Annotated in this window: 7 protein-coding genes, 17 tRNA genes and 3 rRNA genes; 1 reads left to right on the top strand and 26 read right to left on the bottom strand. The window is 44.1% G+C overall.

The window, feature by feature from the left end; all coding sequences use genetic code 11:
• Positions 1–46 precede the first annotated feature (46 nt).
• Positions 47–922, bottom strand: a complete 876-nt coding sequence (locus LG276_RS07705; RefSeq protein WP_224939051.1) for an amidase domain-containing protein — start codon at positions 920–922, stop codon at positions 47–49.
• A gap of 89 nt (positions 923–1,011) precedes the next feature.
• The gene (gene queG, locus LG276_RS07700) at positions 1,012–2,151 is read right to left on the bottom strand and encodes a tRNA epoxyqueuosine(34) reductase QueG (protein WP_224939050.1); all 1,140 of its coding nucleotides are present in this window, start codon (positions 2,149–2,151) and stop codon (positions 1,012–1,014) included.
• Positions 2,152–2,238: 87 nt separating this feature from the next.
• Between queG and LG276_RS07695 the strand changes: the two genes are divergently transcribed.
• The gene (locus tag LG276_RS07695; protein ID WP_224939049.1) at positions 2,239–2,904 is read left to right on the top strand and encodes a B3/4 domain-containing protein; all 666 of its coding nucleotides are present in this window, start codon (positions 2,239–2,241) and stop codon (positions 2,902–2,904) included.
• Positions 2,905–3,031: 127 nt separating this feature from the next.
• Here LG276_RS07695 and LG276_RS07690 read toward each other — a convergent pair whose 3' ends face one another.
• The 24 genes from LG276_RS07690 to LG276_RS07575 all read right to left on the bottom strand — a co-directional run bounded on the left by LG276_RS07690 (position 3,032) and on the right by LG276_RS07575 (position 13,938).
• Positions 3,032–4,039, bottom strand: coding sequence for an iron ABC transporter permease (locus LG276_RS07690; RefSeq protein ID WP_251161253.1), 1,008 nt, complete (start codon positions 4,037–4,039; stop codon positions 3,032–3,034).
• Positions 4,036–5,076: an iron ABC transporter permease gene (locus tag LG276_RS07685; RefSeq protein ID WP_224939047.1), complete on the bottom strand. Its 1,041-nt coding sequence runs from the start codon at positions 5,074–5,076 to the stop codon at positions 4,036–4,038. Before LG276_RS07685 ends, LG276_RS07690 begins: the two co-directional genes overlap by 4 nt.
• 4 nt (positions 5,077–5,080) lie before the next feature.
• Positions 5,081–6,001, bottom strand: a complete 921-nt coding sequence (locus LG276_RS07680; protein WP_251161252.1) for an iron-hydroxamate ABC transporter substrate-binding protein — start codon at positions 5,999–6,001, stop codon at positions 5,081–5,083.
• 63 nt (positions 6,002–6,064) lie between these two features.
• Positions 6,065–6,880 carry an ABC transporter ATP-binding protein gene (locus LG276_RS07675; protein ID WP_095369988.1) on the bottom strand — a complete coding sequence of 272 codons (816 nt, stop codon included), beginning with the start codon at positions 6,878–6,880 and terminating at the stop codon, positions 6,065–6,067.
• A gap of 345 nt (positions 6,881–7,225) precedes the next feature.
• Positions 7,226–7,296 (bottom strand) — tRNA-Gly (locus LG276_RS07670).
• A gap of 3 nt (positions 7,297–7,299) precedes the next feature.
• Positions 7,300–7,382: transfer RNA gene (locus tag LG276_RS07665), tRNA-Leu, on the bottom strand.
• 21 nt (positions 7,383–7,403) lie between these two features.
• Positions 7,404–7,492, bottom strand: a tRNA-Leu gene (locus LG276_RS07660).
• A 31-nt stretch (positions 7,493–7,523) separates the two neighbouring features.
• Positions 7,524–7,597 (bottom strand) — tRNA-Cys (locus LG276_RS07655).
• Positions 7,598–7,616: 19 nt separating this feature from the next.
• Positions 7,617–7,691 (bottom strand) — tRNA-Gly (locus LG276_RS07650).
• A 5-nt stretch (positions 7,692–7,696) separates the two neighbouring features.
• Positions 7,697–7,771: transfer RNA gene (locus tag LG276_RS07645), tRNA-Gln, on the bottom strand.
• Between the two features lie 46 nt (positions 7,772–7,817).
• Positions 7,818–7,893 (bottom strand) — tRNA-His (locus LG276_RS07640).
• A 6-nt stretch (positions 7,894–7,899) separates the two neighbouring features.
• Positions 7,900–7,973, bottom strand: a tRNA-Trp gene (locus tag LG276_RS07635).
• A gap of 3 nt (positions 7,974–7,976) precedes the next feature.
• Positions 7,977–8,060, bottom strand: a tRNA-Tyr gene (locus tag LG276_RS07630).
• A gap of 11 nt (positions 8,061–8,071) precedes the next feature.
• Positions 8,072–8,144: transfer RNA gene (locus LG276_RS07625), tRNA-Thr, on the bottom strand.
• Positions 8,145–8,147: 3 nt separating this feature from the next.
• Positions 8,148–8,223: transfer RNA gene (locus LG276_RS07620), tRNA-Phe, on the bottom strand.
• A gap of 54 nt (positions 8,224–8,277) precedes the next feature.
• A tRNA-Asp gene (locus LG276_RS07615) sits at positions 8,278–8,354 on the bottom strand.
• A 3-nt stretch (positions 8,355–8,357) separates the two neighbouring features.
• Positions 8,358–8,431, bottom strand: a tRNA-Met gene (locus LG276_RS07610).
• Positions 8,432–8,441: 10 nt separating this feature from the next.
• Positions 8,442–8,517, bottom strand: a tRNA-Val gene (locus tag LG276_RS07605).
• 4 nt (positions 8,518–8,521) lie between these two features.
• A tRNA-Glu gene (locus LG276_RS07600) sits at positions 8,522–8,596 on the bottom strand.
• Positions 8,597–8,611: 15 nt separating this feature from the next.
• A tRNA-Ser gene (locus tag LG276_RS07595) sits at positions 8,612–8,705 on the bottom strand.
• Positions 8,706–8,707: 2 nt separating this feature from the next.
• Positions 8,708–8,782 (bottom strand) — tRNA-Asn (locus LG276_RS07590).
• Between the two features lie 19 nt (positions 8,783–8,801).
• A 5S ribosomal RNA gene (gene rrf / locus LG276_RS07585) occupies positions 8,802–8,918 on the bottom strand.
• Positions 8,919–9,233: 315 nt separating this feature from the next.
• Positions 9,234–12,166 (bottom strand): 23S ribosomal RNA (locus tag LG276_RS07580).
• 223 nt (positions 12,167–12,389) lie between these two features.
• Positions 12,390–13,938, bottom strand: a 16S ribosomal RNA gene (locus LG276_RS07575).
• Together the 16S, 23S and 5S rRNA genes with 17 tRNA genes alongside form the textbook arrangement of a ribosomal RNA operon.
• Positions 13,939–13,944 lie beyond the last annotated feature (6 nt).

The raw sequence follows: 13,944 nt of genomic DNA, 5'->3' as shown, positions 1-13,944 counted from the left end.
CTCGCTCTTATTATACACTTCTTCAGCTCATTACGAAAGGTAAGTGCTAGGCATCATAAATCGTAAAGAATTTATATTTAATATTTTCTGTATAAGCGGTAGAGTCTTCATAATCCCAATAACGTTTGCGACTATTAGTCGTATGGGCATTTACAAGCGGCATCTTCTGTTCATCTTTAGCCGTCACAATCGTCGTATGGTCAAAACGACCATCTCCTTGAAAATCATAACAAATGACATCTCCTAGCAATAATTCCTCAGGACGCTCCACTTCTTTCGCTCGTAATCCAATTGTGGAGTTAGCCAAATGCATACGCATAGAATGAGCTACACTCCAACTATAGCTCCAATTTTTACTGCGCATCCACCAACCCGTTCCCCTTGCTGGAAATCCGCGCATCGGGGCTCCTCCTGCATGTAGACATTGAGAGATATAATTCGTACAATCGACTTCAAATGCATGAAACTGTTGATTATGGCTATTCCACCATTTTTCTGCATATTGTACCGCTTTTCTGCGGTCATAATGAAATGGATAAGAAGAACGCGAATCTTCCTCTAAGATATCAACGGTATCAACCGTGTCTTGATCATAAAGAACCAACTTTTCTTTATCCTCAACGAGCGTTTCTTTATAAAACTCAGCCACTCGTTCTTCTACCTCTTCTTCAATATAAAAAGTCTTTCCTTGCTTAATTAAATATTGAAAATGAGCCATATACGAAATATATTTACTATCTTCTTGTATGTGCGGCTCTCCTTTGATTTTTCCAATTGCCTTTGCCTTTACGATACTTGCTCCCCTTTTTTCTAAACTTCTTTTTTTATTTTTTATCTTCATACAAGTATGAATAGATTCTCTCTCATTGCTGACACATTGCCTGACCCTTTTTTCTAATAGTTCTTGCAATTGTTCTTTCATCTTATCACTCCCTCCATTAACATGCATATGTTCATAAAAGGGGTTTAACGATAAAAAAAGAGAAAGTAATCGCATTACTTTCTCACATACTACATAATAGGATTAAACATCTTTAAACCTTTTTCGATTTCTTCTTGGACTTCGGGATCCTCTTCTGTAGCTTGCATTGCTTGTAAGGCTTTTTCTGCCTCTTCTCCTCCAATTTTCCCTAATGCCCATGCTGCTGTTCCTCTAATTACTGGCCGTGGGTCTTTTTTCATTAACATGATTAAATCTCCCACAGCTGATTCATCCTTAAAATGAGCTAGAGCGATAATACTATTTCTCTGAATAGGTTTCCTCCCTCTCCACGAACCAGAAAGACGACCAAACTTCTCCTTAAACTCTCTATTGCTCATATGAAGTATTGGTTTTAATAAAGGTTTGACTATTTCTGAATCTGGCTCCATTTCTTCATGAAAATGAAAATCCTTGCCTTTATTTTCTGGACAAATCGTTTGACATGTATCACAGCCATAAATTCGATTCCCTAATTCTTCGCGAAACTCATCTGGCATAAATCCTTTTGTTTGCGTAATAAAGGAAATACAACGTTGCGCATTTAGTTGCCCGCCTTGAACGAGTGCACCTGTAGGACAAGCATCAATACATTTCGTACAAGTCCCACACTTTGACTCTAGTGGCTCGTCCGGTTCAAAAGGAATATTTGTGATGGTTTCACCTAAATAGACGTAAGAGCCGAATTCAGGTGTAAAAATAGAACAATTCTTTCCACTCCACCCTACACCGGCTCGCTCAGCTACAGCACGGTCAGATAAAGCACCTGTATCGACCATTGATGTAAATCGGACATCAGGAACAAGCTCTTCCAAGTAGGCTTCTAACTTACTTAGCCGATCCTTCAACACTAAATGATAGTCATCTCCCCAAGAAGCACGGCAAAAAATACCTCTTCTCTCACCCGGTTTACTCACTACGCGATCTCTCATCTTTGTTGGATAAGCTAGGGCAATACTAATAATCGACATCGGTTGATCCATCAATAGTGCAGGGTTGACTCTCTTTTCTATATCAGGCTCTTCAAAACCCGATTGGTATCCTAGCTCTTGTTGTTTCATTAATCTATTCCGCAAACCATCAAAGGTTGAGGCAGTTGTAAATCCAATCTTATCTATTCCAATCGTCTTACTATAACGAATGATTTCTTCTTTTAGTTCAGCTATATTCAAGAATTATTCACTCCTCCTTGGTTTTCCATGTGATTCATCTTCCCTCTCATGATAAACTTGTTATTATAAAATCAGGAGGTGTAAACATTGGCAATCAACATTTCAAAAGATTTAAAGACCTTATTCCCTCAATTCAAAATAGGCATCATTACATACAATCATATCACTATATCAGGTTCTCCCCAAATGGTAAAGGGGCGCTTACAGCTCTTTCAAGAGTCATTATTTTTTGATCTTGAAGAAAAGAATATAACTGAATTTGCAGGGATAAAAGAATGGCGAAGTATTTTCAAACAAACGGGTAAAGACCCCAACAAATATCGTCATTCTGCTGAAGCGATGTATCGAAGAATTAAAAAACAGAACTACTTACAAAGCATCAACAGTGCCGCTGATATTAATAATTTTTTCTCATTAAAGTACGAAGTCCCGATAGGCATATACGATTTAGACTGTCTCAACGGAAATATTGATGTGAGGATCGGACATGATGGAGAAGTTTACGAAGGATTAAACGGGCGTGATAATTCACTAAAAAACTTAATTATTTTAAGTGATTCACTTGGGCCGTTTGGTAGTCCATTTGTAGATTCTACTAGAACAAATGTTAATGAACAGACAACTAATGCATTACAAGTCGTCTTTTTAAGACACTCCATAGAAACAGATGAGGCACAAGCACTGCTCAACTCACTAAAAGAAATGTTTATCCAAGTACATGGAGGTAATGGTCAAGTTGAGGTAATAGTTTAAAAAAATAATATCCTATTTTTCTTCAGCATTAAATTTGGCCATAGAAAAAATGCACCTCCACTTGTTAGATTATGTCTAACAAGTGGGGTGCTGTTCACTCTTATTTTGTTCAGGTTTTTTAAGTCTACTATTTTTTAGCCATTAAATATAGAAAATACGGCGCCCCAATAAATGATACAATTACTCCCGCTGGTATGCCAATCGTATCAAGTAAAACTCTGCCAACCGTATCTGCTGAAAGTAAAAGTAAGCCTCCAAACATTGCCGCAACAGGCAAAAACAACTGATGTCTAGGACCGACTAAGCTTCTTGCAATATGGGGTGCTAACAAACCGATAAATGCTATACCACCACTAACGGATACTGAAGCAGCTGCTAAGGCCACGGAGACCAATAACAGTGTATACCTTTCCTTATTCGTTTTAACTCCAAGACCTACAGAAAGCTCTTCATTTAAAGCCATAGTATTAAGCGTATTTGATTTAAAGTAAATGAACGGAATTAATATTGCAAGCCAAGGAAGTAGAGCAAAGACAAATAACCAATCATCTCCCCATATTCTCCCTGCAGCCCAGTTGGCGAAGAAATCATACTCTTCTCTAGCCATTTTAGAAGCAAGAGTTAACAATGCACCATTTATAGCAGCAGCTAATCCTACACCAACTAAAAGCATTCTACCAGGTTGAATACCCTCCCCTCTCTTGTAAGAGAGAAGGTAGATAAATATAGCGGTAATTAATCCTCCAATTAAAGCGAATAGTGGCAACAAATATAAATGATTGCCTGTACTATTTCCAAATAACAAAACAAAGAAAACGACAAACAAACCGGCACCTGAATTAATCCCTAGTATTCCCGGATCTGCTAACGGGTTCCTCGTAATGCTCTGTAAGATTGCACCTGACAAAGCTAAACCCATACCTGCGAGCACCGCAATCAGTATCCTCGGCAATCTAAAGGTAAATAGAATCAGGTTTTCCTTTGCCGTTCCATCCCCAAGTAATGTTGGCAAAAGACGATCCGGACTTAAAGAGGCAAATCCCGTAGCTACACTAATTGTAAAGATAAGCAATAGTAACACAAACGTCGAGATAATGATAATAATTGAACGTTTAAAGTGGCGGGCACTAATCATATTAATGATCTCCCCTTTCTTGCAAGGTACAAGAAGAAAGGTAGGCCAAGTATTGCTACAATTGCCCCCATTGGTGTTTCAAAGGGAGGATTAACCATTCTTGCTGCCGTATCGGCTAAAACTAAAAACACACTACCTATTACAGCTGAACACGGAATAATCCATCTATAATCCGTACCGACTAAAAATCTCACGATATGGGGAATTAATAAACCAACAAAAGCAATCGCCCCAACAAGAGAAACCGCGGCACCTGCTAATATAAGCACAACCGTCATAAGCACAGCCTTAACAATAAAAGTTCTTTGCCCTAAGCCTTTAGCCACATCTTCTCCAAAGCTTAATACAGTCAAACTTCTTGAGAGCATAATGGCAATTATAATACCGAAAAGTACTGTAGGTGTAACAATTTGCAACTGCGCCCACGTTGTTCCTGAAACGCCACCAGCAGTCCAAAAGGCAATACTTTGTGATAGTTTGTTTATAAGTGCTATCCCTTCTCCAATCGATGAAAGAAATGCAGTAACTGCTGCACCAGCTAACGTTATTTTTAGTGGAGTCATCCCACCTCTTTTCATTGCGCTAAATCCAAATACTAAGCAAGCAGCAATCCCTGCTCCAATAAATGAGAATAACATGATAATCATATAATTTGTATTGCCTACATATGAGAAGGCAATCGCTAGTCCTAAACTTGCACCTGCATTTAAACCTAGTAAACCTGGATCTGCTAAAGGGTTTTTTGTCATTCCTTGCATAATGGCACCGCTAACAGCGAAAGCCGCGCCGACAACAGCAGCTCCTAGCTCACGAGGTAATCGTATACTTCTTATAATTTGGTGGTCTTCGTTCCCTTGTTGATAAGCAAATACAGCTTGCCAAACATCTGCAAATGAAATACTCGCTGCTCCAACTGAAATAGCCAAAACTAAGCTACCTACTAAAAGTAGGCAGCTTAGTGCTAGAATAATAGAAGCAATTGCAGGACGTGCATATATTTTCTTTTCCTTTGCTTCATTAAAAGTATTATTTTTCATTATATTACTTAGCCCCAAGTAAATTTTCAACGATAAATGCTAATTCTTCTTCCAATGAAATGGGATCATTAAAATAGAAAGAAGAAGAATCAAATGTAAACACGCGGTCATTTTCCACTGCTGGGATGCCTTTCCAAACATCAGTTTCAGTAAATGAATTATCGGCTCCTTGTCCATCTCCTAGGAAAATATAATCTCCAGCATATTTTGGTATGACTTCTGAAGATATAGCTAAGTAGCCTGGTCCAAATACTTCTTCTTCTACCGCTTTAGGTGCTTTTAAACCAAGTGCTTGATAGATGATTTCTGTTCCTCGTCCCCAGTTCTCTCCATACACATACATGTCTTTACCAAATGTCTCAAATACCATAACAGTCGCATCATCACCAATTACCTCTTTTACTTTCTCACCTTCAGCAGCTGTCTTTTCTTTCCACTCTTCCACCCATGCTTGTGCTTCCTGCTCTTTTCCTAACACCTTACCTATTTCAAGGTGTTGATCTAAATAGCCATATTTTTCATAAGTTAATGTGACGGTTGGCGCGATTTCTTTGTATTTATCTAAATTTTCGTCAGTTGAATATGCAATAATTAAATCTGGTTCTAATTCTAATAATTTCTCTACATTATCTGCTGTAATAACTTCAGAATTTTTCAGTTTATCACCGTAAAATTTGTTCGCTTTAGACCACTCATCTATTGCTACTGGCGTAATCCCTAATGATAGAACATTACCAGTATAAGCCATTGATGCTACTCTTTTAGGATTAGCTGGTAACTCCATTTCTCCATTTTCTGATTCATATGTAAATGTTTCTTTTTCCGTTTCCTTACTGCGTTCACCTGACGATTCATTCCCATCATTTCCGCAAGCAGTTAAAACTAATAATAGAATAAAAAATAAAAATACCAATTGCTTTTTCAAGTTTTCCATCCACCTTTATAATAATAATCATTCTCAATTATAGTCAAAAAAAGAAGCAAATCATTAAACGACTTGCTCTTGAACTACCATCCTACTATCAATTAAGTCATACGTTAAGCAGATTGGTTTTTGTGTACGTGGGTCAATACCAATTTCTGCATCAATATTAAATACTTCTCTTAAAATCTGCTTATTCATAACTTCCTTCGCAGCACCATTTTTAATAATTTTGCCTGCTCTCATAGCAATCAAATAATCAGCGAACCTTGCTGCATGGTTTAAATCATGAATAACCATAACAATTGTTCTATTTTCTAACTGATTAAGCTCTTTTAACAGTTCTAATACTTCCAATTGATGACACATATCTAAATATGTAGTCGGCTCATCCAATAAAATTATATCAGTTTCTTGAGCCAAAGCCATCGCAATCCATACTCTTTGCCGCTGTCCACCAGACAATGCATCTACTTCTCTATCTTTAAATTCTGCAATTCCTGTTACTTGGAGTGCCCAATCTATCACCTGGCGATCTTTTGCTGTTAATCTCCCCATACCCTTTTGATATGGAAATCTTCCATAAGATACTAGCTCTGAAACTGTTAAGCCTTCAGGAGCATCAGGAGATTGAGGAAGAATGGCCATTTTTTGTGCAATCGCTTTTGTCGATTCCTTACTGATTTGCTTACCATCAAGATATACAGACCCAGCTTTGGCTTGGATAATTCTTGCAATCGTCTTTAAGACAGTCGATTTACCGCAACCATTCGGCCCAATAATAGCCGTAATCTCACCGTCTGGTATCATCATGTTTAAGTTCTTCACAATCTCTCTATCACCGTATGCAATTCTTAAGTCTTCAGTAAATAATCTAGACAAGGTCATTCACTCCATCCGAACATTTTAGATCATCATCACGTCATTGATAATGATTATCAACTTCAAAGAAAATTTTATCTAATAAAAGCTATCCTGTCAACCATCAATCCGAAAAGTTTTCATTTCCAGCATATTTCTTGTTAACCAACCTGTATTCTACATATATTTTTTTAAGGAGAATGCATTTCACGTTACTGGAGCCTTTCATCCATTTCTTCACTTTAAGTCATTATACACTTCTTTAAGTTTAGTAAAAAACACCATAACTAGTCATTTCTACTAAAAAAAGACTGTAGGCAATCTACTAATAAATAGAGATTGTCTACAGTCCTTAACTTCCATATAAGCGGGTGAAGGGAATCGAACCCTCATCATCAGCTTGGAAGGCTGAGGTTTTACCACTAAACTACACCCGCAAATACCGGTGGTCGGGGTCGAACCGACACTCCGTGATGGAACACGATTTTGAGTCGTGCGCGTCTGCCAATTCCGCCACACCGGCAAATATTCTTTTATTTAATTATGGTGCCGAGGACCGGAATCGAACCGGTACGGTAGTCACCTACCGCAGGATTTTAAGTCCTGTGCGTCTGCCAGTTCCGCCACCCCGGCATGAGGTGTATAAAAACTAATGAATATGTATTGGAGGCGGCAACCGGATTTGAACCGGTGGTGAAGGTTTTGCAGACCTCTGCCTTACCACTTGGCTATGCCGCCATCAATATAAATGAATATTTGGAGCGGAAGACGGGATTCGAACCCGCGACCCTCACCTTGGCAAGGTGATGTTCTACCACTGAACTACTTCCGCAAATCTGGCTGGGCTAGCAGGGTTCGAACCTGCGAATGACGGAATCAAAATCCGTTGCCTTACCACTTGGCTATAGCCCATTTGTATATTCTATGCATGAAAGCAAAAAAAGTGAATTTAAAATAATGGGGCGGCTGATGGGAATCGAACCCACGAATGTCGGAACCACAATCCGATGCGTTAACCACTTCGCCACAACCGCCATAATTGGCAGGGGTAGTAGGAATCGAACCCACATCAAAGGTTTTGGAGACCTTCGTTTTACCATTAAACTATACCCCTAGATGGTGGAGGGGGGCAGATTCGAACTGCCGAACCCGAAGGAGCGGATTTACAGTCCGCCGCGTTTAGCCACTTCGCTACCCCTCCATGAAAAACGATGCCGGCCAGAGGACTTGAACCCCCAACCTACTGATTACAAGTCAGTTGCTCTACCAATTGAGCTAGGCCGGCAAATGGTGGCTCAGGACGGAATCGAACCGCCGACACAAGGATTTTCAGTCCTTTGCTCTACCGACTGAGCTACTGAGCCAAAACTTATACGTTTTACAATATGTTTTTAATACATTTGTGTGAATTTATGTAGTGGCGGTCCGGACGGGACTCGAACCCGCGACCTCCTGCGTGACAGGCAGGCATTCTAACCAACTGAACTACCGGACCAAATTGCGGGGGCAGGATTTGAACCTGCGACCTTCGGGTTATGAGCCCGACGAGCTACCGGACTGCTCCACCCCGCGATAATATGAATGGTGGAGGATGACGGGATCGAACCGCCGACCCTCTGCTTGTAAGGCAGATGCTCTCCCAGCTGAGCTAATCCTCCAAAATGGTGACCCCTACGGGATTCGAACCCGTGTTACCGCCGTGAAAGGGCGGTGTCTTAACCGCTTGACCAAGGGGCCAGTTTATATGTTTAATGGCGGAGAGCAAGGGATTTGAACCCTTGAGACGGCTATAAACCGCCTACACGATTTCCAATCGTGCTCCTTCGGCCAGCTCGGACAGCTCTCCATTGGCTCCGCAGGTAGGATTCGAACCTACGACCGTTCGGTTAACAGCCGAATGCTCTACCACTGAGCTACTGCGGAATAATATAATAGTATGTATGCCCGGCAACGTCCTACTCTCACAAGGGGACAGCCCCTAACTACCATCGGCGCTGAGAAGCTTAACTTCCGTGTTCGGTATGGGAACGGGTGTGACCTTCTCGCTATCGCCACCGGACTTTTTAAAGACATTTATTATTATAACGTCTTTTATGAAAATTTCAAGAGAAATTTTAAATCATTCTCTGAAAACTAGGTAATGTTGAAGAAGATTGTTTTGAGTAATCGCCTGAATGCGTGCTGTAGGCTACTACTTACGTAGTGCTGTCTAGCTGCGGCGGCTAGGAGCCGCCCGCATTTCGTATTGTCCAGCTACAGCGCCTAGGTGCTCGAGGTCATAAGTCAAATTTTTCATGAGGTTAAAGAACAACCTCCTGTCAAATCTGTCTCTTATGCTTGTCGCACCTGTGCAAGGCGCTTTCGCTTTTCGTTTTTGGTTAAGTCCTCGATCGATTAGTATTAGTCAGCTACATGTGTCGCCACACTTCCACCTCTAACCTATCAACCTGATCATCTTTCAGGGATCTTACTAGCTTGCGCTATGGGAAATCTCATCTCGAGGGGGGCTTCATGCTTAGATGCTTTCAGCACTTATCCCTTCCGCACATAGCTACCCAGCGATGCCTTTGGCAAGACAACTGGTACACCAGCGGTGCGTCCATCCCGGTCCTCTCGTACTAAGGACAGCTCCTCTCAAATTTCCTGCGCCCACGACGGATAGGGACCGAACTGTCTCACGACGTTCTGAACCCAGCTCGCGTACCGCTTTAATGGGCGAACAGCCCAACCCTTGGGACCGACTACAGCCCCAGGATGCGATGAGCCGACATCGAGGTGCCAAACCTCCCCGTCGATGTGGACTCTTGGGGGAGATAAGCCTGTTATCCCCGGGGTAGCTTTTATCCGTTGAGCGATGGCCCTTCCATGCGGAACCACCGGATCACTAAGCCCGACTTTCGTCCCTGCTCGACTTGTAGGTCTCGCAGTCAAGCTCCCTTGTGCCTTTACACTCTACGAATGATTTCCAACCATTCTGAGGGAACCTTTGGGCGCCTCCGTTACTCTTTAGGAGGCGACCGCCCCAGTCAAACTGCCCACCTGACACTGTCTCCCATCCCGATAAGGGATGTGGGTTAGAATTTCAATACAGCCAGGGTAGTATCCCACCGACGCCTCCACCGAAGCTAGCGCTCCGGCTTCTAAGGCTCCTACCTATCCTGTACAAGCTGTACCAAAATTCAATATCAGGCTACAGTAAAGCTCCACGGGGTCTTTCCGTCCTGTCGCGGGTAACCTGCATCTTCACAGGTACTATAATTTCACCGAGTCTCTCGTTGAGACAGTGCCCAGATCGTTACGCCTTTCGTGCGGGTCGGAACTTACCCGACAAGGAATTTCGCTACCTTAGGACCGTTATAGTTACGGCCGCCGTTTACTGGGGCTTCGATTCAAAGCTTCGCGTGAGCTAACCTCTCCTCTTAACCTTCCAGCACCGGGCAGGCGTCAGCCCCTATACTTCGCCTTGCGGCTTCGCAGAGACCTGTGTTTTTGCTAAACAGTCGCCTGGGCCTATTCACTGCGGCTCATCAAGGCTTTAACACCCTAATGAGCACCCCTTCTCCCGAAGTTACGGGGTCATTTTGCCGAGTTCCTTAACGAGAGTTCTCTCGCTCACCTTAGGATTCTCTCCTCGCCTACCTGTGTCGGTTTGCGGTACGGGCACCTTATTCCTCGCTAGAGGCTTTTCTTGGCAGTGTGGAATCAAGAACTTCGGTACTAAATTTCCCTCGCTATCACAGCTCAAGGTATATGACCATGGGATTTGCCTCATGGTCCCTCTAACTGCTTAGACGCACATCCAATCGTGCGCTTACCCTATCCTCCTGCGTCCCCCCATCACTCAAACAGAATACGGTGGTACAGGAATATCAACCTGTTGTCCATCGCCTACGCTTTTCAGCCTCGGCTTAGGTCCCGACTAACCCTGAGCGGACGAGCCTTCCTCAGGAAACCTTAGGCATTCGGTGGATGGGATTCTCACCCATCTTTCGCTACTCATACCGGCATTCTCACTTCTAAGCGCTCCACCAGTCCTTACGGTCTAGCTTCAACGCCCTTAGAACGCTCTCCTACCACTGAACATCAACGATGTTCAATCCACAGCTTCGGTGATACGTTTAGCCCCGGTACATTTTCGGCGCGGAGTCACTCGACCAGTGAGCTATTACGCACTCTTTAAATGGTGGCTGCTTCTAAGCCAACATCCTGGTTGTCTAAGCAACTCCACATCCTTTTCCACTTAACGTATACTTTGGGACCTTAGCTGGTGGTCTGGGCTGTTTCCCTCTTGACTACGGATCTTATCACTCGCAGTCTGACTCCCATGGATAAATCTTTGGCATTCGGAGTTTGTCTGAATTCGGTAACCCGATGAGGGCCCCTAGTCCAAACAGTGCTCTACCTCCAAGATTCTTACGCATGAGGCTAGCCCTAAAGCTATTTCGGAGAGAACCAGCTATCTCCAAGTTCGATTGGAATTTCTCCGCTACCCACACCTCATCCCCGCACTTTTCAACGTACGTGGGTTCGGGCCTCCATCCAGTGTTACCTGGACTTCACCCTGGACATGGGTAGATCACCTGGTTTCGGGTCTACGACCACATACTCATTCGCCCTATTCAGACTCGCTTTCGCTACGGCTCCGTCTGTCCAACTTAACCTCGCATGTAATCGTAACTCGCCGGTTCATTCTACAAAAGGCACGCTATCACCCATTAACGGGCTCTAACTACTTGTAGGCACACGGTTTCAGGATCTCTTTCACTCCCCTTCCGGGGTGCTTTTCACCTTTCCCTCACGGTACTGGTTCACTATCGGTCACTAGGGAGTATTTAGCCTTGGGAGATGGTCCTCCCTGCTTCCGACGGGATTTCTCGTGTCCCGCCGTACTCAGGATCCACTCTGGAGGGAACGAAGTTTCAACTACAGGGCTTTTACCTCCTATGGCGGGCCTTTCCAGACCTCTTCGTCTATCTCGTTCCTTTGTAACTCCGTATAGAATGTCCTACAACCCCAAGAGGCAAGCCTCTTGGTTTGGGCTAATCCCGTTTCGCTCGCCGCTACTCAGGGAATCGCGTTTGCTTTCTCTTCCTCCGGGTACTTAGATGTTTCAGTTCCCCGGGTCTGCCTTCCATACCCTATGTATTCAGGTATAGATCCTATCCCATAACGGATAGGGGGTTTCCCCATTCGGAAATCTCCGGATCAAAGCTTACTTACAGCTCCCCGAAGCATATCGGTGTTAGTCCCGTCCTTCATCGGCTCCTAGTGCCAAGGCATTCACCGTGCGCCCTTATTAACTTAACCATATGTTTGGGTTGCTTTCGCTTCCCTCACGGTTGTGTTTTTAAAAAAGTTTAGTATCTCTACTCTATTACTATTATATAGAGAGAAAATAACTAAGGTGGCGATTACTCGGTAATCTTCTTCATTACATTATCTAGTTTTCAAAGAACGATTGAATCGAGAGATTATACTCTCAAAACTGAACGAACAGTCCAACATCAAGTTAATTCCGTATATTCCTTAGAAAGGAGGTGATCCAGCCGCACCTTCCGATACGGCTACCTTGTTACGACTTCACCCCAATCATCTGTCCCACCTTAGGCGGCTGGCTCCAAAAGGTTACCCCACCGACTTCGGGTGTTACAAACTCTCGTGGTGTGACGGGCGGTGTGTACAAGGCCCGGGAACGTATTCACCGCGGCATGCTGATCCGCGATTACTAGCGATTCCGGCTTCATGTAGGCGAGTTGCAGCCTACAATCCGAACTGAGAATGGTTTTATGGGATTGGCTAAACCTCGCGGTCTTGCAGCCCTTTGTACCATCCATTGTAGCACGTGTGTAGCCCAGGTCATAAGGGGCATGATGATTTGACGTCATCCCCACCTTCCTCCGGTTTGTCACCGGCAGTCACCTTAGAGTGCCCAACTGAATGCTGGCAACTAAGATCAAGGGTTGCGCTCGTTGCGGGACTTAACCCAACATCTCACGACACGAGCTGACGACAACCATGCACCACCTGTCACTCTGTCCCCCGAAGGGGAAAGTCCTATCTCTAGGATTGTCAGAGGATGTCAAGACCTGGTAAGGTTCTTCGCGTTGCTTCGAATTAAACCACATGCTCCACCGCTTGTGCGGGCCCCCGTCAATTCCTTTGAGTTTCAACCTTGCGGTCGTACTCCCCAGGCGGAGTGCTTAATGCGTTTGCTGCAGCACTAAAGGGCGGAAACCCTCTAACACTTAGCACTCATCGTTTACGGCGTGGACTACCAGGGTATCTAATCCTGTTTGCTCCCCACGCTTTCGCGCCTCAGCGTCAGTTACAGACCAGAAAGTCGCCTTCGCCACTGGTGTTCCTCCAAATCTCTACGCATTTCACCGCTACACTTGGAATTCCACTTTCCTCTTCTGCACTCAAGTTCCCCAGTTTCCAATGACCCTCCACGGTTGAGCCGTGGGCTTTCACATCAGACTTAAGGAACCGCCTGCGCGCGCTTTACGCCCAATAATTCCGGACAACGCTTGCCACCTACGTATTACCGCGGCTGCTGGCACGTAGTTAGCCGTGGCTTTCTGGTTAGGTACCGTCAAGGTACCGGCAGTTACTCCGGTACTTGTTCTTCCCTAACAACAGAGTTTTACGATCCGAAAACCTTCATCACTCACGCGGCGTTGCTCCGTCAGACTTTCGTCCATTGCGGAAGATTCCCTACTGCTGCCTCCCGTAGGAGTCTGGGCCGTGTCTCAGTCCCAGTGTGGCCGATCACCCTCTCAGGTCGGCTACGCATCGTCGCCTTGGTGAGCCGTTACCTCACCAACTAGCTAATGCGCCGCGGGCCCATCTGTAAGTGATAGCAGAACCATCTTTCAATCTAATTATATGTATAAATAGATATTATCCGGTATTAGCCCCGGTTTCCCGGAGTTATCCCAGTCTTACAGGCAGGTTGCCCACGTGTTACTCACCCGTCCGCCGCTAATCTTTGGGAGCAAGCTCCCTCAGATTCGCTCGACTTGCATGTATTAGGCACGCCGCCAGCGTTCGTCCTGAGCCAGGATCAAACTCTCCAATAAAGTGTT

The organism is Cytobacillus kochii (assembly GCF_044790165.1).
GTDB lineage: Bacteria > Bacillota > Bacilli > Bacillales > Cytobacillaceae > Cytobacillus > Cytobacillus kochii.
The sequence above is the reverse complement of the archived record's forward strand: the minus strand, read 5'-3'. Positions and strand labels throughout refer to the sequence as shown.

Coding starts and splice junctions, on each gene's coding strand:
- LG276_RS07685 (WP_224939047.1), bottom strand. CDS start 5,076: ATGAAAAATAATACTTTTAATGAAGCAAAGGAAAAGAAAATATATGCA.
- LG276_RS07705 (WP_224939051.1), bottom strand. CDS start 922: ATGAAAGAACAATTGCAAGAACTATTAGAAAAAAGGGTCAGGCAATGT.
- LG276_RS07690 (WP_251161253.1), bottom strand. CDS start 4,039: ATGATTAGTGCCCGCCACTTTAAACGTTCAATTATTATCATTATCTCG.